The organism is Citrobacter sp. wls619 (genome assembly GCF_005281345.1).
In the GTDB taxonomy this organism is placed as follows: Bacteria; Pseudomonadota; Gammaproteobacteria; order Enterobacterales; family Enterobacteriaceae; genus Citrobacter.
In genome coordinates, this window is the sequence record NZ_SZXJ01000098.1 from 234207 (window position 1) to 252393 (window position 18187).

At 49.4% G+C, this 18187-nt stretch carries 31 protein-coding genes; 23 read left to right on the forward strand and 8 right to left on the reverse strand.

Annotation, left to right across the window (positions count from 1 at the left end):
* Nucleotides 1–105 precede the first annotated feature (105 nt).
* The 4 genes from FDX19_RS21015 to FDX19_RS21030 form a co-directional block, all read right to left on the reverse strand.
* The gene (locus FDX19_RS21015; protein ID WP_137384228.1) at nt 106–969 is read right to left on the reverse strand and encodes a replication protein; all 864 of its coding nucleotides are present in this window, start codon (nt 967–969) and stop codon (nt 106–108) included.
* Nucleotides 962–1108, reverse strand: coding sequence for a DUF2740 family protein (locus tag FDX19_RS21020; protein ID WP_137384229.1), 147 nt, complete (start codon nt 1106–1108; stop codon nt 962–964). The genes FDX19_RS21015 and FDX19_RS21020 overlap by 8 nt, the downstream gene beginning before the upstream one ends.
* Nucleotides 1109–1141: 33 nt before the next feature.
* Complete coding sequence (locus FDX19_RS21025) at nt 1142–1441, reverse strand: CII family transcriptional regulator (protein WP_137384230.1); 300 nt, start codon at nt 1439–1441, stop codon at nt 1142–1144.
* Nucleotides 1442–1574: 133 nt separating this feature from the next.
* Entirely contained in the window at nt 1575–1811 is a 237-nt protein-coding gene (locus FDX19_RS21030; RefSeq protein WP_137384231.1) for a YdaS family helix-turn-helix protein, read from the reverse strand.
* A gap of 117 nt (nt 1812–1928) precedes the next feature.
* Between FDX19_RS21030 and FDX19_RS21035 the strand changes: the two genes are divergently transcribed.
* The 21 genes from FDX19_RS21035 (at nt 1929) to FDX19_RS21125 (ending at nt 10506) form a co-directional block, all read left to right on the forward strand.
* The gene (locus tag FDX19_RS21035; protein WP_249357586.1) at nt 1929–2492 is read left to right on the forward strand and encodes a helix-turn-helix domain-containing protein; all 564 of its coding nucleotides are present in this window, start codon (nt 1929–1931) and stop codon (nt 2490–2492) included.
* A 520-nt stretch (nt 2493–3012) separates the two neighbouring features.
* A complete protein-coding gene (locus FDX19_RS25195) occupies nt 3013–3153 on the forward strand; it encodes a hypothetical protein (protein WP_170974416.1) in 141 nt (46 codons plus the stop codon).
* 50 nt (nt 3154–3203) lie between these two features.
* Nucleotides 3204–3476 (forward strand): antitermination protein N, encoded by a 273-nt coding sequence (locus FDX19_RS21040; protein ID WP_137384232.1) that lies wholly within the window; start codon nt 3204–3206, stop codon nt 3474–3476.
* Between the two features lie 20 nt (nt 3477–3496).
* The gene (locus FDX19_RS21045; RefSeq protein ID WP_137384233.1) at nt 3497–3760 is read left to right on the forward strand and encodes a hypothetical protein; all 264 of its coding nucleotides are present in this window, start codon (nt 3497–3499) and stop codon (nt 3758–3760) included.
* A 43-nt stretch (nt 3761–3803) separates the two neighbouring features.
* Nucleotides 3804–4076: a hypothetical protein gene (locus FDX19_RS21050; RefSeq protein WP_137384234.1), complete on the forward strand. Its 273-nt coding sequence runs from the start codon at nt 3804–3806 to the stop codon at nt 4074–4076.
* Nucleotides 4077–4216: 140 nt separating this feature from the next.
* Nucleotides 4217–4483, forward strand: a complete 267-nt coding sequence (locus FDX19_RS21055) for a hypothetical protein (protein WP_137384235.1) — start codon at nt 4217–4219, stop codon at nt 4481–4483.
* The gene (locus FDX19_RS25200; RefSeq protein WP_170974417.1) at nt 4480–4638 is read left to right on the forward strand and encodes a hypothetical protein; all 159 of its coding nucleotides are present in this window, start codon (nt 4480–4482) and stop codon (nt 4636–4638) included. Before FDX19_RS21055 ends, FDX19_RS25200 begins: the two co-directional genes overlap by 4 nt.
* Nucleotides 4635–4769 carry a host cell division inhibitory peptide Kil gene (locus FDX19_RS21060; RefSeq protein ID WP_049041167.1) on the forward strand — a complete coding sequence of 45 codons (135 nt, stop codon included), beginning with the start codon at nt 4635–4637 and terminating at the stop codon, nt 4767–4769. Before FDX19_RS25200 ends, FDX19_RS21060 begins: the two co-directional genes overlap by 4 nt.
* A gap of 2 nt (nt 4770–4771) precedes the next feature.
* Entirely contained in the window at nt 4772–5089 is a 318-nt protein-coding gene (locus FDX19_RS25550) for a hypothetical protein (protein ID WP_249357583.1), read from the forward strand.
* Nucleotides 5090–5164: 75 nt separating this feature from the next.
* Complete coding sequence (locus tag FDX19_RS21070) at nt 5165–5461, forward strand: host-nuclease inhibitor Gam family protein (protein ID WP_137384236.1); 297 nt, start codon at nt 5165–5167, stop codon at nt 5459–5461.
* Between the two features lie 2 nt (nt 5462–5463).
* Nucleotides 5464–6360: a RecT family recombinase gene (locus FDX19_RS21075; RefSeq protein ID WP_137384237.1), complete on the forward strand. Its 897-nt coding sequence runs from the start codon at nt 5464–5466 to the stop codon at nt 6358–6360.
* Nucleotides 6353–6835 carry a siphovirus Gp157 family protein gene (locus tag FDX19_RS21080; RefSeq protein ID WP_137384238.1) on the forward strand — a complete coding sequence of 161 codons (483 nt, stop codon included), beginning with the start codon at nt 6353–6355 and terminating at the stop codon, nt 6833–6835. The genes FDX19_RS21075 and FDX19_RS21080 overlap by 8 nt, the downstream gene beginning before the upstream one ends.
* A gap of 12 nt (nt 6836–6847) precedes the next feature.
* Nucleotides 6848–7306, forward strand: a complete 459-nt coding sequence (locus tag FDX19_RS25555) for a hypothetical protein (RefSeq protein ID WP_249357588.1) — start codon at nt 6848–6850, stop codon at nt 7304–7306.
* Complete coding sequence (locus FDX19_RS21090; RefSeq protein WP_137384239.1) at nt 7303–8049, forward strand: DNA cytosine methyltransferase; 747 nt, start codon at nt 7303–7305, stop codon at nt 8047–8049. The genes FDX19_RS25555 and FDX19_RS21090 overlap by 4 nt, the downstream gene beginning before the upstream one ends.
* 110 nt (nt 8050–8159) lie before the next feature.
* Nucleotides 8160–8432 (forward strand): DUF5405 family protein, encoded by a 273-nt coding sequence (locus tag FDX19_RS21095; RefSeq protein ID WP_137384240.1) that lies wholly within the window; start codon nt 8160–8162, stop codon nt 8430–8432.
* A complete protein-coding gene (locus FDX19_RS21100) occupies nt 8429–8650 on the forward strand; it encodes a TraR/DksA family transcriptional regulator (protein ID WP_137384241.1) in 222 nt (73 codons plus the stop codon). The genes FDX19_RS21095 and FDX19_RS21100 overlap by 4 nt, the downstream gene beginning before the upstream one ends.
* Nucleotides 8650–9306, forward strand: coding sequence for a hypothetical protein (locus FDX19_RS21105; RefSeq protein WP_137384242.1), 657 nt, complete (start codon nt 8650–8652; stop codon nt 9304–9306). Before FDX19_RS21100 ends, FDX19_RS21105 begins: the two co-directional genes overlap by 1 nt.
* Nucleotides 9284–9523 (forward strand): DUF4222 domain-containing protein, encoded by a 240-nt coding sequence (locus tag FDX19_RS21110; protein WP_137384243.1) that lies wholly within the window; start codon nt 9284–9286, stop codon nt 9521–9523. The genes FDX19_RS21105 and FDX19_RS21110 overlap by 23 nt, the downstream gene beginning before the upstream one ends.
* A gap of 9 nt (nt 9524–9532) precedes the next feature.
* Nucleotides 9533–9739, forward strand: a complete 207-nt coding sequence (locus tag FDX19_RS21115) for a hypothetical protein (protein WP_137384244.1) — start codon at nt 9533–9535, stop codon at nt 9737–9739.
* 109 nt (nt 9740–9848) lie between these two features.
* The gene (locus FDX19_RS21120; RefSeq protein WP_137384245.1) at nt 9849–10226 is read left to right on the forward strand and encodes a hypothetical protein; all 378 of its coding nucleotides are present in this window, start codon (nt 9849–9851) and stop codon (nt 10224–10226) included.
* A gap of 79 nt (nt 10227–10305) precedes the next feature.
* Nucleotides 10306–10506, forward strand: coding sequence for an AlpA family transcriptional regulator (locus FDX19_RS21125; RefSeq protein ID WP_137384246.1), 201 nt, complete (start codon nt 10306–10308; stop codon nt 10504–10506).
* 125 nt (nt 10507–10631) lie between these two features.
* Here FDX19_RS21125 and FDX19_RS21130 read toward each other — a convergent pair whose 3' ends face one another.
* Nucleotides 10632–12011 carry a diguanylate cyclase gene (locus FDX19_RS21130; RefSeq protein WP_137384247.1) on the reverse strand — a complete coding sequence of 460 codons (1380 nt, stop codon included), beginning with the start codon at nt 12009–12011 and terminating at the stop codon, nt 10632–10634.
* Between the two features lie 168 nt (nt 12012–12179).
* On the opposite strand from FDX19_RS21130, the gene FDX19_RS21135 reads away from it, so the two are divergent.
* The gene (locus tag FDX19_RS21135) at nt 12180–12656 is read left to right on the forward strand and encodes a WbuC family cupin fold metalloprotein (RefSeq protein ID WP_137384248.1); all 477 of its coding nucleotides are present in this window, start codon (nt 12180–12182) and stop codon (nt 12654–12656) included.
* Between the two features lie 115 nt (nt 12657–12771).
* Nucleotides 12772–13311 (forward strand): DUF2058 domain-containing protein, encoded by a 540-nt coding sequence (locus FDX19_RS21140; protein WP_137384249.1) that lies wholly within the window; start codon nt 12772–12774, stop codon nt 13309–13311.
* A 99-nt stretch (nt 13312–13410) separates the two neighbouring features.
* Here the strand turns inward: FDX19_RS21140 and pgtA are convergent, their stop codons facing one another.
* Genes pgtA through pgtC form a run of 3 tightly spaced genes read right to left on the reverse strand, consistent with a single transcriptional unit; the run spans nt 13411 to nt 17853 of the window.
* Nucleotides 13411–14658, reverse strand: a complete 1248-nt coding sequence (gene pgtA / locus FDX19_RS21145) for a two-component system response regulator PgtA (protein WP_137384250.1) — start codon at nt 14656–14658, stop codon at nt 13411–13413.
* Nucleotides 14648–16657 carry a two-component system sensor histidine kinase PgtB gene (gene pgtB, locus FDX19_RS21150; protein WP_137384251.1) on the reverse strand — a complete coding sequence of 670 codons (2010 nt, stop codon included), beginning with the start codon at nt 16655–16657 and terminating at the stop codon, nt 14648–14650. The genes pgtA and pgtB overlap by 11 nt, the downstream gene beginning before the upstream one ends.
* Complete coding sequence (gene pgtC / locus FDX19_RS21155) at nt 16654–17853, reverse strand: phosphoglycerate transport regulator PgtC (RefSeq protein WP_137384278.1); 1200 nt, start codon at nt 17851–17853, stop codon at nt 16654–16656. Before pgtC ends, pgtB begins: the two co-directional genes overlap by 4 nt.
* Nucleotides 17854–18187: the final 334 nt, after the last annotated feature.

Here is an 18187-nt window from a genome sequence, read left to right on the forward strand (position 1 = left end):
CTCAAATCAAACTTGTTGAACCAGTACCGGACAAAACCATCACTCAGCAAGCCGTGGTTATAACCGGCGATCAGCAATGCCTTGAGTCGTGATTTCATCGTCACCTCAGTAGTAAACGTATCCGCTCTTACTGACGGTCACGGTCGGTTTCTGTCCGGAGGAATCAGGACCTGCTAATGGCTTCTCGTCCTCCCACCGCTTGCCGTTCAGGTAGGTGGTCGGGTGAAGCTTATCGAAGCCGAACTGTTTGCCAATTCGGGAAGAGATATCACCTGCAAGGAACATGGCGAATTGCTCAGGGGTGCCACCTTTAGCGCGACGCCACTCCTGGTACTGAGTTCTGAATGCAGACTTAGCGTTTTTCTTCCCTGTCTTGTGCATTCCTGCAAGCCAGAAAATCGACTCGAATGCTTCGTCAGTTGCCTGGTGTTTGTTTGTAGGCTGAAGTGATTTTTCTTCATCCGCTCGAACTTGTTCGGGCAGAGTGTTTTTACTTTCTTTCTTTTCTTTTGTAATAGTTTCTTTTGTGTGTCCCTGTTTTGGTGACATGGCTATCACCGTTTTGGTGACATTTTTTGTCACCAATGTAGTGACATTATCACCAGAGTAGTGACATCCTTCGATTTCCCATTCTGTGATGTTCTTGTTTGGCCCGATTTGACTACCTTCACGAATGATTACCTTCATTGCAATAAGCTCATTCTTGGCCTTGTTGACCTTCTGTCTTGGCAGCCTGGTAAGTTGAGCTAACTGGCTGTCAGATATGCGATCCAGCTTCTTACCAAAGCCGTATGTTTTACGGCAAATAGCATGAGCTACCTTGCTCTGATTCTTCGTTAAATCTGCGCCGATAAGCTCGTCATACAGGGCATTTGCAAGACGGGTGTATCCATCTTCAAGTTCTGCCACGCGACGCTCCACGACCGCTAGAGACGGTCTTATTGGTGTTACTGTTGCAGGGCTACTCATGACCGTTCTCCTTCCGCTTTAGTTCTTCGATGATGGCTCTCAGCTTTGTACCGACAGCCGGGTTACAGGATTTGATGAACCGGTCACGAGCAATATTTTTATGTACTGCCGCCTGGTAAAAACGAGTTTTCTTAGGCATAATTACTCCTGTGAATTGATCCAGTTATTCGACTTAGAATTGCATGGTGATTTGATCTGAATCCTCGGTTGCCGCCGGGGATTTTTTCTTTGTGAGCACCGCAGCAACTTCTCTTGCCAACCGCGCCATATCGTCATCAACGACACTCCATTCCAGAACTGCCAGCAGCATTGCCATCTTCGGCAGCCACGTTTCTTTCCAGCGGGTTATCTGTGCCTTATCGACGCCGATCTCTTTAGCTACGTTGTTGCCACCTTTCATGGCGATACGGTTAAGCAACCAGGACTCAATGCGACGGGCATTGACCTTGTTGCGGTTAATTGAGTTTTCCATTTGTTAAATTCCTTGGTGTTGAAATAGTTAAATGGCCAATGCGCAGACACGCATAGCCATGTTTGTTGTTTTTTTGAAGTTAGCTTTTCAGCTACGTAGGCCGGACGGCCATTGTAAAAAGAGCGGATGGTTCTTACTTCGTGTCTTGCTTATGCAGAGAGTTAAGAATCTCATATGCACTAATTCTTCCCTCTGTCGCGGTGACGATCGGGAGAATGTACTTGCCGGCAAAATCCGCACCGTGCAACCAGGCATGAACTGTTTTCTGGCTAACGCCTACACGCGCACCAAGTTCCTTCTGGCTGCCAGCTATTTTGATGGCTTTTTGAATGATTGGATTCACGGATGCTATTCCCTGAAGTTTAAACATATGGAGAGTATACTCATGGGTATAAATAATATCAATACCCAAAGTGATTTGACTGAAAATACCCTTCGGTATAGTTTTCACACCATGAAAACAATTGCAGAACGCCTTAAGTACGCCATGTCACAAGCAGATGACATATCGCAAACCGAACTTGCAGAGTCGGCTGGAGTGTCTCAACCCACGATATGGAAACTACTCAATGGAAAAACCAGGAAGTCGAAAGAGCTGCCATCAATAGCAGCCGCGCTTGGTGTTAATATGGAGTGGTTGGCTACTGGTAAGGGTGAGGTTATCGGTGGAGAGCAGATCGCATCTCCGAGGATTGATTTATCCAGGATGATTCCAGTTTGGTCTGATGACGGTGAAACTGATGATTTTGTTACGTCACCTGGCGATAAGCCCGCAAAGAGTTGGCGAGCATACAAAATGAAGCGTAACTCTGGTGTAGCTGAGGCACCAGCCGGATCAATCATTATTGTTGATACTTCAATCGAGCCAGGTACTGGAGATATCGTTCTGGCGATGATGTCCGGCAAAGTTTCAGCTTATCGTTACGTTACTGGCGCTGATGGGTCCGGGTTCTTATCCGTGGATGACAACCGCGTACCAATGGCTTCCGTTTCAAGTGATTCACTGATCGGCGTAGCCATATATTTGATCAGAGATTTACGAACGCAATAAACCTCTTCGTCGGGCGTATACTCTTTGTATACTCCTGGCGAGCACCTCTTCAAAACATTAATCATTTTTCAAACTCGCAGTAATAAAATTATATCTGCTTCATCTGTTTTACCCCTTCATTAACACCCACAAAAACCTACTTCATATCCTTCCATCCTCTTTGGAAGCACGATTCGTTAAAAAAACTACAGTATATCCATACAGTAATTCAAGCTCATTTTTCCAAACTTGCAAATTCCTCAATTACTTATCTTTATTTTTATACCTTTTAGAATAATTTTATCAAAACCACTTGCTATCGATTATACCCTTTAGTATATTTAACCCATCAGCAGGACGCACTACTCACCAGGACGGTGATGTTCTTTACACAACGTCGAACATTCGACTACGAGGCTGAAAAGCCTGACAAACAAGCAATGTGCTTTGGGGTGATGTGAATTGCAGCTGCAAGACAGCAATCACGGAGATAAGTATCGTGACACGTCACCACCAAAGCGCATTTCGAAAAGGAAAAATTATGAACGCCATGAAAGCCGCATTATTCATTGAAGCCAACTGCAAGACGGCACAAGAGAAACACATGATGTTGGACAGCCTCCTTGAGATGGGTCAGATAAAAGAATCTGTCTACCGAATCCTCAATAAAAACATCAAATGAACAAAGCGCCTCAATACGGGGGGCATTACTTCCAGATTTTTGAGGTTCCCATGACACGTAGAACATCATTCAACGGTTCAGCATCAGGACGTCGCAGAGAGCGTCGCGCAGCGTTACAGAACGAAGTGACGGCAAGCTCTGAAGCATTGCACCGCCCTACCGAGTCACGCGTTCAGTTGCAGTGCAAACGCAAGCCAGCGATGCGCTCAGAGGTGGTAACCATCACTACGATGGTGAATCAGTATTCAGGATCAACTTGCTTGCCAGATGTGGCGCTGTACGCCGCTGGCCATCGCAGCTGCAAATCGGTTACGGCGCGTTAATTAACTTATGAGGTGAGGCAATGGATATTAAAAACTTACTCCAAGAAATTGAAAACTTGGAATCAAACATAAGAAGCATAGATAACTTATTAGAAGCACATGGGCTGCATGGATTTAACTTGATTGTTGTTGCAGCTAACAATACGCAATACAGAGGCGCTGCAGATCAGGAGTTTCTAATTGAGGCACTCAAATCGAAAAGAAACGAGATGCACGAGAGGCTTGTGAAGTTGATTGATGCGGTTGGAGTTGTTGAAAAGGTAATTGATGGATTGGTCGCTTAGGCGGCCTATTTATTAGCTCACGATACAAACAGAGGGTAAGGCGATGGAAGTGCAAGTCAGCTTCAAAAAAGAGGTAAATGTTAAGCGCATAAAAACCTGCATCAAGGTGTGCGACAGGTTTACGGCAGATGTTCTCGATGAGACAGGGAATACTGTTCGAAGCATTGAGGATGAGTATGTTCCTGACTGCTTTCCCGGACAGCACTATGGCGATTACCTGGAACTTGATATCGATATCGAGACCGGGCAAATCCTTAACTGGAAAAAGCCTACGCCAGAGCAGCTAAGTCAACTGCTAGGCGAACAAGACGACTAACCCGCTACGGCGGGTTTTTTATTGCAGCATACCTCAGCGGCTTCTCAGAGGACGCTCAGTTATGAATGGCGGCTATCCACCGCCTGTTAGCGCAGAGGTCTTTTAACGTTCAGCGGCGCGGCTTAAGCGCGGAGATGATTATGACAATTGATATCGAATTTAAATGTAAAAGTGCAACGGTCAGCGGTAGCAAGTGGGGCGTGGTTAACGTCGAGATTGACTCAGTTGACGTACATGAACTTCTCGAAGCTATTGGTGATAAGAAGGTTTTCGAAAGCATTGAGCTTGATGACTACATCGACTGGGCTGAGTCAGCTGGGCATACGATTGACATTATAGAGCGACTTGACGCAGACGAAATTATTGGCTGGCTCAAGCACAATGGTCATCTGGATGCTGATTCATGACAGTCACCCACAACGGCAAGCAGTACCACGCATCAAAACTCAACGACAACGAGTGGCAACTCTCATCAGTCGATAAACCTCGCGAGAAAATCACCATGAACCGCTGGCAGATGCACATTGTCGGGTTATTGCAGCAGGTGGAGGGTAAATCATGATTAATCACAACATGCTTCGTGCAGCTCAGAACAAAGCGCTAATCGCAAGATTCATAGGTGATTCGGTGATGTGGATGTCGGCCTACAACGATATGAAGGCGGCAATTGGTTTTCCGTGGCACAGGAAATAATGATGAGCGAATTCAAAGGAACTCCGGGACCGTGGGAGTGGTGGACAAGCAATTCTTTCTTGCGGTTATCAAGCAAAGCAACCGGAAAGGATGGCGGGGTAATTGACTCCTACAAAATGAGCGATGGGCACACTTCTTTATCAGTGAAGTATGAAGACATGGCTCTTATCGCCGCGGCGCCTGAACTACTGGAAGCATGTATTAGGATGAGGAATCAACTTTATGCCGCCGGATACGAAAGCAAAGAAAAGTCGTTGAACCCTACTAAAGAGCTTCTTTGGCAGACAGAGCAAGCCATCGATAAAGCACTCGGCAAGTAATAACTACCTCATTCCGCCCTACTCGTCCGGCTTATCGCAGACGGGAAGCGCACAACCAAATTTTAGGAGCCGATTATGGCTGCATATCTCGTTCAAGACCGTATCGAGGCGCAGAACTGGACGCGCCATTATCAGCAAATAGCCAGAGAAGAGCGTGAATCTGAACTGGCTGATGACCTTGAGAAAGGATTGCCTCAGAGCAAGCTGGAATCGTTGTGCGTTGACGAGTTGCAGCGACGCGGTGCCAGCAAGAAGGCCATTTCAAAAGCGTTCGATGATGATGTCGAGTTCCAGGAAAAAACCGCAGAATTTATTCGCTACATGGCAGAGACAATTGCTCGCCACCAAACAGATATTGATGAGGGACAGTAACAATGAGCATCAGCATTGTTGAGTTCGTTAAACAACAGGAGCCGCTCTTTGTTGGCGCGGTTACTGACCAGTCAGTCACATGGGCTAAGGAAAGCCAGTTCGCTATTCAGTATTTCCAGCGCAACGACTATTTAGCCAAGACGGCGCTATCAAACCCTACCAGCGCACAGAACGCCATCATCAACGTAGCAGCGATAGGCATCACTCTTAACCCGGCTAGCAAGCTGGCTTATCTGGTTCCGCGCGACGGAATGGTGTGCCTTGATATCAGCTATATGGGCCTCCTTCATCTTGCTCAGTCCACCGGCTCCATTAAGTGGGGCCAGTGCAAACTGGTGTATTCAAACGACACGTACGAATCCAACGGACTTGATACCGCCCCTACCCACAAATACAACGCATTCGGCGATCGCGGTGATGTAGTCGGCGGTTACTGCACGGTTAAAACTGCTGACGACGATTACCTGACTGAAGAAATGAGCCTGGCAGAAATCAAGGCAACAGAAGCAACCAGTAAAGCCAAGAATGGCCCGTGGAAGAACTTCTGGGAAGAGATGGCGCGTAAGACCATCGTTAAGCGAGCCAGCAAGTATTGGCCCCGTGCTGAGCGTCTGGATAACGCGATCCACGTCATCAACGAAGATGAAGGTGTTTTTCAAGAACCGGTAATGCAGCACAAGTCAGAGGAAGACATCCGCGAGGATGAGCGCCGCAGACAACAGGAAGTCATCGATTACGTTCAAACTCTTTGCGACGAAATGGCGCAAGCGGAAAGCATGGACGACCTGAAACGCGTCTTTGCCGATGCCTACAAGCGTACTGCCGGCATGAAGCTGCAGCAGAACGTTCAGGCCATCTACGCAGAGTGCAAATCAAAGCTGGAGGTGACCAGTGAGTAAGCTCTACGAAATCGCCAATGACTACGCCAAGCTGATGGATTCAGACCTAGAAGCGGATGCGATCGCCGACACGCTTGAAGGGATGGAAGGAGAGCTTACAGATAAAATTGAGCAGTTGCTGGCTATCTGCAAGAACGAAACCGGATACGCAGAACGCCTCAAGGACGAGGCAAAATCACTCAACGAACGCGCAGTAGTCACGCTGAATAAAGTTGAAAACATTCAGGCTTACATAGCAACCGCATTAACCACAGCAGGAAAGAAGAAAATCAGAGCCGGTATTCACCAGGTAACAATTCGCTCTCCTTCTGAATCAGTGGAAATTGTCGACTCAAGCGCCCTTCCTCCAGAGTTTGTCGAATACGAAACCGTTATCAAGGCGGATAAATTAGCGATTAAGCACCAACTCAAAGCGGGCCAATCAATTCCCGGCGCTCAACTCAAGGTTGGCAAGCCATCATTAATCATCAAATAACAGGTGCTTTCCATGAGCGAACTTTGGCAACCGTGGGAAAATCTGTTCCTGCATGAAGTTGGCAGAACAATGCCGATTCAGGTTATCGCAGAAAAGCTTGAGCGTTCCGAATCGGCAATCACTCGCCAGGCATCACGTATAGGAGCACCACTCATCAGCAAGATGACCGGCAGACCATGGACGGCAGCCGAGCTTCATCTCTTTGGCCGGTTCTCAGAGGAAGAGATTGCCACTGCAACCGGTCGATCCATTTACTCAGTCAGAAGCAAGCGTGACGCACTGGCCCGCTCCGGAGGATTAACTATGCGTGAATGGTCAACGGAAGAGTTAGCGATCCTCATGCGCTACACCAACGCAGAAGTAGCAGAGATTACCGGTCGGAGTATCGAAGAGGTCGGAGATAAGCGGCTGCAGGTGAATATTGAGCGGAATGGATGGGATGCGAGAAATCCTGAACGGGAGGAAATGTGAATGAGTTGGCTCTTTTCGCAGGCGCTGGCGGAGGAATACTCGGTGGACACCTCCTTCGCTGGCGAACAGTTTGCGCAGTTGAACGTGATGCCTACGCCGCACAAGTTCTCGCGCAACGACAAAATGATGGAATTCTCCGACCTTTCCCGATTTGGTCTGACGTGTGCAGTTTTGACGGAAAACCGTGGCGTGGAATTGTTGATGTCGTTTCTGGCGGGTTTCCATGCCAGGACATATCGGGAGCAGGGAAAGGAGCAGGCATCGACGGAAGTCGATCTGGACTTTGGCGACAAATGGCAAGAATCATCGGTGAGGTACGACCTAGATTCGTGTTCGTGGAAAACTCACCTTTGCTTGTGGGAAGAGGACTTGCAATGGTCATTAGTGACCTTGCCAAAATGGGGTTTGATTCGGAATGGTGTTGTTTATCAGCATCAGACATTGGAGCGCCCCATCAACGTGACCGTATCTGGATTGCAGCCTACACCAAGGGCAAGCATGGGAAGTCATGGGATAGCATGGTGCAGAGCGAGAACCGGGGAGCACCGTCACAACCTGGAGGACTGGTTAGCATGGAAGCATTTGCAGGATGGCGGGGAGGAAACGCCTGGCCTGAACATCTGCCCAAACTACGCAGAGTGGCTGATGATGTGGCCTTTGGGGTGGACAGAATTAAAGCCCTTGGCAATGGACAAATTCCGCGAGTGGCAGCGGCAGCATTCTCCTTACTTAAACCGGATTGAGGACGCAGCATGACGCTAACCAAACGAATCACAAGGTCGCTAATGCGGCCTTTTTATTTTCTCGCGTTCACCTTCAACCGAATTAACCAACAGTTCATGGAGCACTGATTATGAGTGAAAAATTACGAATTGAACTTGGCGATAAGTACGTCGTCACCGGGTCTGCGCATGACCTTATTCTTAACGAGAAAAAGATTTCCAAGGAAGGTAAAAACGCCGGACAGGAAGTGCTTTCTCGCCTTGGTTACTACAGCAAGTTTGAGCATCTGGTGCGTGAATTAATGCACAAAGAGATTCTGGAATCCGAAGCGCAGACACTCACTGAATTACGCGACCATATCTATGAACTCAGCGAGAGGCTGGGTAAGGCTGTTGGACTATGACATCAGAAATCATCGATCAGGCCAGCGCTCTCGAAGAGATGATGCGCGACCATGCTATTCAGGCTCACAGACTCAACCACTCAGCAGTATCAGCAACGCACTGTGAGGAGTGCGATGAGGAGTTACCGGAGGCTCGCCGGAAAGCGTATCCGGGATGCACGATGTGCGTCGAATGCCAGAGCAATATGGAATTGCGTAAGAAGATTGGGAGGATGTGATGAAAGAGCGCGGAATGATTTTTAACGGCGAGATGGTGCGCGCCATTCTTGACGGGCGGAAGACGCAGACGCGCCGGATTATGAAAATTCAGCCGGAGCCATCGAAATCACGATCTGGGGATTTTTGGTTCCCCTCGAAAAAATTAGAGAGCATGGTGCACATATCTGACCTTGTCCCAGGAAATTCACCTATTGCAGACTGCCATCTTTTCTTTCAAGAGCACTGCTGCCCGTTCGGTGCTGCGGGCGATCGGATCTGGGTGCGGGAAACGTGGGCGGAAGCAGGTGCCGGGGCACCAGAACTGCAGTTATACCGGGCGAACTACCCTGCGCATGTTCCTTCACATTACGAGAACGTGCCGCCGGCAGAGGAAATACGCTGGACGCCATCAATCCACATGCCGCGCTGGGCCAGCCGTATTTTGCTGGAGATTACCGATGTGCGCGTGGAAAAGCTTGCCAGTGTCAGCGATGAAGATGCAGGAGAAGAGGGGTACCCAGCAGATCCGTCACCGTATGGAGGGCGTACGGATAAATGGCTGTGGTTCCGCCAGTTGTGGGATGGCATTTACCCAGAGCAAAGTTTCAAGCACAACCCCTGGGTCTGGGTAATCGAATTTAAGGTGGTGCCTAATGTTCAGGATAATCCAGCCTAATACGTATTACGTCGACATGAGCGGCACCCCTTGCAAGATAACCCGCACCACCTCCGACACAGTCCACTACCAGCGAAACGGTCATAACTGCATAGCCAGCATGATGCGGTTTCAATCGGACTTTGAATGGGTGGAGGCTGCGGAGCTAAAGCAGATATGGGATGACCTTGAGACGGCGGCACATTTGAAGAAGCTGCGAGCTATGCGGGCGGCATGAGGAGAGATTATGAACTTAACGATTAAAAATATTTACGAACTGGCTTGCTTTGCTGGTCTGCATTGCGCAAACCCTGCTGAATCTCATATTGATGAAGAAACAGAACTAAGTATCGATACAGGAGGAATCATTGGTAATGGTGATGAAGAGGACTACACGGGTCTGAGAGCTTGTTTTACCGAATATCCAGAAGAGGGTTATATCGCACTCGATTGATGATAACGCAACTGATAGCCAGTTATGAGCTGGCTATTGGGTGCGAAGCACTGCCACGTTATCCCCCATTTGCCCTCCAGTGTGAGGGCATTCTTTTACAGGTGAACCAATGAAGAAAGGATTGCTATTGCTGGGCGTTCTGGCGCTTTCGGCATGTGATGTCAATGATGCTGACGTAGCCAGTCGTAACGTTAGCAAGGCTGCAGATAACTTTGAATCTCAGCGCCGCTTTGTCTTCTATAACGGCATCACCGGCGAATTCATGCTGGAAATTACCGGCTTATGCTCGAAAGACAATACCAGCACCGATCGGACGCTGGGAGTAATTTGCAAAACTGGTCCGGGTGTATACAAAAAGCACATGCTTGGCCTGTCAGATAACGTCACATGGTTTATGGAGGATTTGAGCGGAACAAACGCCAGCGTCAATCACTACCGTGTGACATTCAAACCATCAGTAATTATTCCTGATATCGAAGTCAGATAAACAACTCTGCACCCGGCCATAGTGTCGGGTTCTTTTTGCCTGGCTTCCAGGTTCGATTTCCAAACCGGAGATGAAACCCATGCAACACCAATTACAGCCCGATTCACTGGTTGATCTGAAATTCATCATGGCAGATACTGGTTTCGGAAAGACCTTCATCTATGACCGCATCAAAGACGGCATCCTGCCAAAAAGCAAACTCATCCACGGCCGCGCCAGATGGCTATATAGTGAACACTGCGAGTTCAAACAAAAGCTCTTAAGCCGCCTCGATGGGTAAAATTGCGGGTAAAATAAAATACACTTCTGAAATTTCCCTTTCTATACAATCCCCTGCTATGCAAATTCGATGTATGCAGGGGACACCATCACATCTATCACGCAACGCTGCGATTTATTTCACCATCACGGTACTTGCCATAGCTCCACACAGTTTCTCCCCCGGCGTTTTGCGCCATATAGCGCTTCATCAGCCGCCTGGATAAGGCGCTCATAATCGGGATGTCCATTAAACATCGCTGCACCGATTGAAAGAGAAAGTAAAATGGGTTCGCCTGTCGGAGAGTTCACCTTAATTCTCTCCACGCCTTTGCGGATCCGCTCCGCAATGCGCAGAGTGTCTGCCACGGTGATTTCGGTCAGGATGATGAGGAACTCATCGCCGCCATAGCGAAAAACATAGTCGCAGGTACGCACATTGTCATAAAACGCACCGGCAACTTTACGCAGGATCTCATCTCCGGTGTTATGTCCCCACGTATCGTTGATCTGCTTAAATTTGTCGACATCAATCAGCAGCGTCGAAAGAGGTATCCCACTCCGACTGGCGTGAATGATTTCGCGTTTAAAAATGGTTGGCAGAAAACGACGGTTCAGCAAGCGCGTCAACACGTCCATCCCCACCTCATGTCGCGAGACTTCATCAAACAGTTCGCGCAGTAAAGTGACGATTTGCGAGAGTATGTTCCGTGTTTGCTGCAAAAACTTAACCCGCCGCGGTTTACTGGCGAGGGCATCGTCAGAGATGCGAATATCTTTAAAGATGTCATCAAAATCCTGGATCAGTCGGGATATATGTCCTGCCTCAGCAATCCCACTGAAGTAGTGACGTCCCTTATGGCTAAACCACAATCCGAAATCGGATTGACCAAGCGGGCTGCTATTCCCGATGCTGGAGTCAAACATGACTTTATAAAGCAGCGTCATTTCCCACGTCAGTAACGCGTTAGTCTGCCGTTCCTTTTCCTCTTCTGCGTTCTCCATCAGTGAGAAGATGCGATAGTTTTCGTCCTCTTTAGCCGCATTATTCTCACTGAAGACATACGCTCGTGACATAACCTCCATCGCCAGATCGATACTGTTGATGGCGTAGTGGTAAATGTTGAGTTTGATTTCAGAGGTGTGCGGGCTGGTATTAATCAGCGGCAGCAGTAATTTTTTTAGTACTCTGAAGCCCATTTCAACCAGATCAACAGAGATCCCGATACGAGCGTGAACATCCGCGGCACGCTGCTGGGCGCGCATCTGTTCTTCAACCTGTTCGACCTGGCAGGAAAGCACATCGATAAGCCAACGACGTAATGCTTCTTGTAGCTGCCTTTCCACCTGCTCGGTGGTTAAAAACTCAGCGGCATTAGGGTCGGCCAATACAACGCGGTAAAACTCTGCGATCAGCACCGGCGCATGAACGTGTGCCAGTTGTGCTGCAAGCTGATGGACGTATGGGTCCGTCTCATTAATCAACTGTACCCACTCGTCCTTCACGGTTTGCAAATAGGTTTCCATAGGATAGCCCTCAGGGTAAGTTGTTACCGTTTTCAGTACGGCTGGCAAATTATAGTCTGTTATGATTATTGGGTATGAATGCCTTCCCTACCAATATCGCCTTCACATACACTGCTTTGCACAATCCAAACAGACTGACTGACACTGGACTCCTTTCTGGCGGCTAACATGAAACAAATAACCTTCAGCGATCTGCAACAACAAAGTGAAGCGGCAGCCCATTCTCCTCGCTTGCGCGCACATCGTAATTTTCATCCGCAACTAAGCGATCCCGTTCAGCGTCTGGCGATTGCGATGGAACCCGGAACCTATGTCCGTCCTCATCGCCACCCACATACCTTTGAGCTGTTATTACCTCTCAGCGGACGCTTTGTGGTATTGAATTTTGATGAGGCTGGCGTCGTCACGCGCCGTGTTGTGTTAGGAGAGGACTGTATGGCGCTGGAGATGGATGCCGGTACCTGGCACGCCGTCTTGTCCCTGGATAAGGGGGGCGTTATTTTTGAAGTTAAACACGGTGGTTATCAACCCGTGGCCAAACAAGACGTTGCGGCCTGGGCGCCTGCCGAGGGCGAACCCGGCACGACTGAGCTGATGGCCTGGTATCAGCATGTTCAGCCCGGAGATATGCCGTTTAGCGCCTGAGCATTTCGCGATGCCAGACAGGAGCCAGACCGATTTGGCAAACCCCGTATTCTGGCATCCCATTGGACGTTAAGGTTATAATCCTGACAACGATTTTATTGGATCAGACGCAAAAATGACAAAACTCACCCTACAAGAGCAGATGCTGAAAGCTGGCTTAGTCTCCAGCAAAAAAATGGCGAAAGTACAGAGAACGGCGAAAAAATCGCGCGTGCAGGCCCGTGAAGCCAGAGAAGCGGTTGAAGAGAATAAAAAAGCACAAATTGAACGGGATAAGCAGTTAAGCGATCAACATAAACAAGCGACGCTGTCGAAAGAATACAAAGCGCAGATTAAGCAGCTTATTGAAATGAACAAAATCACCCTTTCCAAAGGTGATATTGGGTATAACTTCACCGATAATAATCTGATTAAAAAAATCTACGTAGATAAGGTGACACAGGCGCAATTGATTAAAGGGCGTCTGGCTATTGCCCGGCTGACCGCCGAAAGCGACCGTGACAGCGAATATGCTATTATCCCGGCCGTCGTTGCCGATAAAATTGCACAACGTGACGACAGCTACATCGTCTTAAATTGTGAGCTGAGCCAGGAAGCGAAAGACGAAGACGATCCGTATGCTGACTTCGTCGTACCTGACGATTTAATGTGGTAAGCGAAAAATGCCGGATAATAAGTCCGGCATTTTTTCTAATAATGAGGTGACGACTCAGATGTTCATTCAATTACCCTTATCATAACCGCCCTCCTCTCTCTAGAACTTATAATGCTCTTTACTTAGCCCGTATTTTCTCATCCGCAAATACAGTTTTTTGCGCGGAATTTGCAGATATTCTGCCACTTCATTAATACGCCCTTGATGAATATTTAGCGCTTCGGTAATGATTTGCCGCTCATACTCTTCAACCCGACGATCCAACGGTGTTGGTTCCGGCATATGCAACTGCGGATTGGCGGTTTCCGCCAATGGCAGCAACCCAACGGCAAAAAGCTCTGCGGCGTTTGCCAGCTCTCGCACATTACTCAACCACACACGACGTCGCATCCCTTTCAGCAATTCTCCGTCGACCTGCGGAATGGGGTGGTTCAGACGCAGACAGGCTTTTTGCAGGTAATGGCGAAATAGCGGCTCAATATCGTCCGGGCGCAGGGATAGCGGCTGGCAGGCGATTTGCGTCATGGCGAAACAGTAATACAGTTCGGCCACGATCTGGTTTGTTGCCGCCAGCTCCACCAGCGATGTCGTGCCAATACCAATTAACCGAAAAGGACGTCGCTCCTGGCTTTGCAGGTGAACCAACTGGTGCTGTTGCTCGCGCGTCAAACACGCGATATGGCTTAATACCAGCGTCCCGCCTTGCGCCTGGGCGATCAGCTCACCGAGCTGATCGGTGTTCCCGGCGGTGAGCTCTGCGCGGATAAACGGCCCCGGGGCGCTACGTCCCAACTGATGCAGATAACGGGCTCCCGTCATGCGTCCCGTCCCCGGCTCCCCATAAAACCAGACGGCAAGATCCGTTTCTGCCAGTTGCTGCAGGCGTTGACGGTACTGATTTATCCAGTCGCTGTAGCCCACCAGCTCAACCTGCAGCTTTTGTTGGCAGTAATGACGACGGGCAATCACAGATTTTCGCTGTTGCAACGCCTCTGCAACCTGCAACAGCAGCTTGCCGGGATCGACCGGCTTTTGCAGAAAATCCCATGCCCCTTTTTTCACCGCATCCACCGCCATCGGCACATCACCATGTCCGGTAATCAGCAGGATCGGCAGCTGGTTGTCATCCTGATGAAAAAGAGCCATCAGTTCGATACCGTTGCAGCCGGGCATACACACGTCACTCAGAACGATACCGGGCCAGTCAGCCTGTAGCCAGTTTCGGGCATCATAGGGGTTATTGCACGCGCATACCCGATAGCCTGCCTGCTCGAGCAACAAGGTGTAAGCATCAAGGACATCGGCATCATCATCAATCAGCAGAACAGAATATTCATCACTCAACATCTTCTACATCCGTCAGGTTGAATTGCAGTACCACGCAGGCATTGCGCCCCAGCGTTGACGCCAGGCGTAGCTCGCCGTTCATCTGCGTCATTAACGAGACACAAATTGATAGCCCAATACCGAGACCAACATCTTTACTGGTGGTAAACGGTTTTAATAGCGACGGTAGCAGTGCAGCAGGCCAGCCGGGGCCATTATCGCTGACAAAGACACACACCGTGCTGCCCTCGACCTGCCAGTGAACGTCAATCTTCGCAGCAACCGGACAGGCATCCAGCGCATTTGCCAGTATGTTGACCAGGACTTGCTGAATTCTCACTTCATCGCCCGTAACCCACACGCGCTCAACCGGCAGCGAAAGCGTACCCTGCTGCGGTTTATGCCGCATAGACAATAGCTCCCAGGCCGCGCTGAAGGTTTGTCGTAAATCGACCGGATGCAGTGGTGCCCCCGGCTCGGCCCGGCGCGCAAACTGCCGTAATGAGCGAATAATGGCATCGATACGGGTAATGAGTCCTTCAGCTTTGGTTAACGTGCTTCTGGCCTGCGCCAACTGCTCCTGTTCAATTGCCCTGCCCGCAGTAAACAGATACATCGACAATGCATTCAGTGGTTGATTGATTTCGTGGGCCAGCGTGGTCATGGTCTGTCCAACCACCGCCAGTTTCGCCGTCTGAATCAATTCGCCCTGGGTCGCTCGCAGATCGGCTTCAATCTCCTTACGCTCTGCCACTTCCTGCTCGAGCTGACTTTTTTGCGTATTGAGCTGACCCAGCGTATGGCGCAGTAACCCCGCAATGCGCCCTAGCTCATCACGACCATAAACCGGGATCGAGGCATCGGTTCTGCCAAGACCAATTTGCACCACGGCCTGGTTGAGTGCGGTAAAACGCTTCACCAATCGTGAACGGATAAAGTAGTGGTTGAGTCCCCAGGCAAGAAGCAGCGCCAACAGCGTCGCCAGCAGAATAAGCCCGCCGCTGACGCGAACAATCTGCTCCAGCCGCTGGTTAAACATCTGCATTTGCTGATGACTACTTCCCAACTGAGCCTCAAGCAATGTTCGAAAACGACCAAGTGTAGCTTCTCTGGCATGACTGGCATCAACCAGCGCTTTTTGCGCCGCGACGTAATCGCGCATCGTATCGGGCATTTTGTTTTTCATCATCCCGATTTCCAGCAATTCGTCGATGGTTTGTCGCAACGTGATAGTGCTGGGCCAGTCGTCCAGGGTGCGGATATTTTCATCCGCCGTTTTCTTCAGATTTTCCAGATAGCGAATATGATTCTCCACCAGCATGCCGTCGTCGCTAGCTGACTTCAGTTCATTCAACCTGTCGCGTAAATCATCGACGATCTGGTTTTCAATTCTTGCCAGCGTGTACACCTGTTGCTGCTCATTTTGCACCTCCCTGGCGCGTTTCAGGTACAACGCCGCGTCGCCATTTTTCGCTTCAATTTGATCCAACAACGTTCCCTGCTGCCAGGTGAAATCCTGCACCAGAGAGTTCAGTTCTGTCGTGAAATCATCATGTAACCAGTCAATTCGCGCAGAAAGTTCGCTGACTTTTTCGCGTACCAGGAACATGTTGTAGAGCACCCTGTCCAGCTCGGTCATCAGCGCCCGGCTATCCTGCAAAATCACCGCCAGCTGTTGCTGTTCCGTGGGTTGCAATCCCCGGCTCAACAGTTCAATTTTGTCCAGATGCTCGATGATCTGATTGCGCAGTTGCAGCCGTACGGTCGTATTGGGGGCCAGCAGGAATTCATTAAGCTGATCGACAACCAGGTTAAGATTCCCTTCAATCAAAAAAGCGGAATGCACGCGCGGGAAATAGTCATCGAGCGAATAGCGAATTTGCGAACTTTGCTCATGCCAGGAATACAAACTGACACAGCTCACGCTCAGCGTCAGTAAAGCCCCCGTCAGAAAAGCCCCCCGCAAACTGCTGCTGATACTGAGCTGACGAAGACGTTGCCATAGCGAACCGCCTTTCATTGTAGTTCTTCCAGTTTTGATATCGCCAGGCGCTGGTTTTTAAGAAACCAGAGTTGCCACTCCATCATTTGCTGTTCAGCAAAACTTTTATTATCGAATTGAGCAAGCCAGGCTTCATCTTCGCTGCTCCTGGCGTCGATTGGGACCTGGGTTAACAGCGATCTGATTTCGGGCAACGGGTGCTTCAGACGAGCTTCCGCACTGTACAGCGCTCGCCAGGCATCCTTAAGCTGCGCGAGGCGGAAACTGATGGCCGTATCAAACATCCGCTGGACCAGTTGTTGACGCTTCAGGATCAGACGGTAATTAAGCGCTGGCTGTTTCATCAAAATGGCCTGTTGGGCTGCTCGTGGGTTATCTGCTGCCAGCGACGTTACCGGATATTTACCGGTATTCGCATCGGCAAGGATCCGCTGCCCTTCCGGGCTCAATAGATAGCGGATAAAACGTTGTGCTTCATTGGCACGCGGGCTGTTTTTCAGCACGGCTACGTAGGTCGGCGAGACCGCAGAGTGTGGGAAGTAAGTAAAGGTCAGATTGGGGTCATTGAGTAGCAGATTGGCATAGTTATCAATAACCGGTCCCGCAACGCCCAACCCGCTCTTAATTTTGTCCGCAACACCAAAGCTACGTGATGAGATGGTCACCAGGTTTCCGGCACTGGCCAGCAATGTCGCCCAACCTTCTTGCCACCCTTTTTGTTGCAGCAGTGATTCAACCATCAGGTGATTGGTATCAGAGCGCGATGGGCTACTCATCAGCAGGGCATTTTGATATTTAGGATGCGTTAAATCCCCCCAGTCTGTCGGTGGTGGCAGATGTCGCGCCGTCAGTGCTGAACGATTAATCAGCAGACCAAATCCCGAGAGAGCCACGGCTACAGACGTCGACCGTATTGACTCAGGCACCAGCCGCTGGCTTTCCGGCAGTGCATTATCAAAAGGAGCAAGTTTCTGATGCTCCTGAAGATGCTGCAGTAGCATCGGCGAAGAGGTTAAAATCAGGTCAACGTTTTCCGCATTCGCGGTATCGAGCAGTTGTTCGAGAGAAGAACTGGTCCGGTTTAGCGTGCGGATCATCACTGACCCCGGCTCCGTTTGCCAGCGCTGAATAATCCAGGCCGTTGCCCCCGGGGAAAACGTCGTCGCCATCACCAGCTCCTTCCCCTGTGCCAGGCAGGTCGCCGACAGCGACATAAAACACAGTGACAGCGCCAACAAACTACCCCGACAGAAAAGTCTGTTTGTGATCCTGTTCATAAATACCAACATCTTCGAAAAATAATATTGAGACAAAACTTACCCGTTTATCACAGCAGGTGGAAAAGATAAAACTGCTATCAAAATAACCAGACGGAATGCGATAACAGAGATAAAGAATACCTGAAAATGTCGTTTGAATTTGTTAATACCCGCACATGCTGATGATAAAAACGCATTAAGAATAATAGTTCTGACCTCACCATAATTCAAAAGGGTCAAAATTAGTCACATTTTCAGCAAATTGAGTCAATAGTGACACATTTCTTCA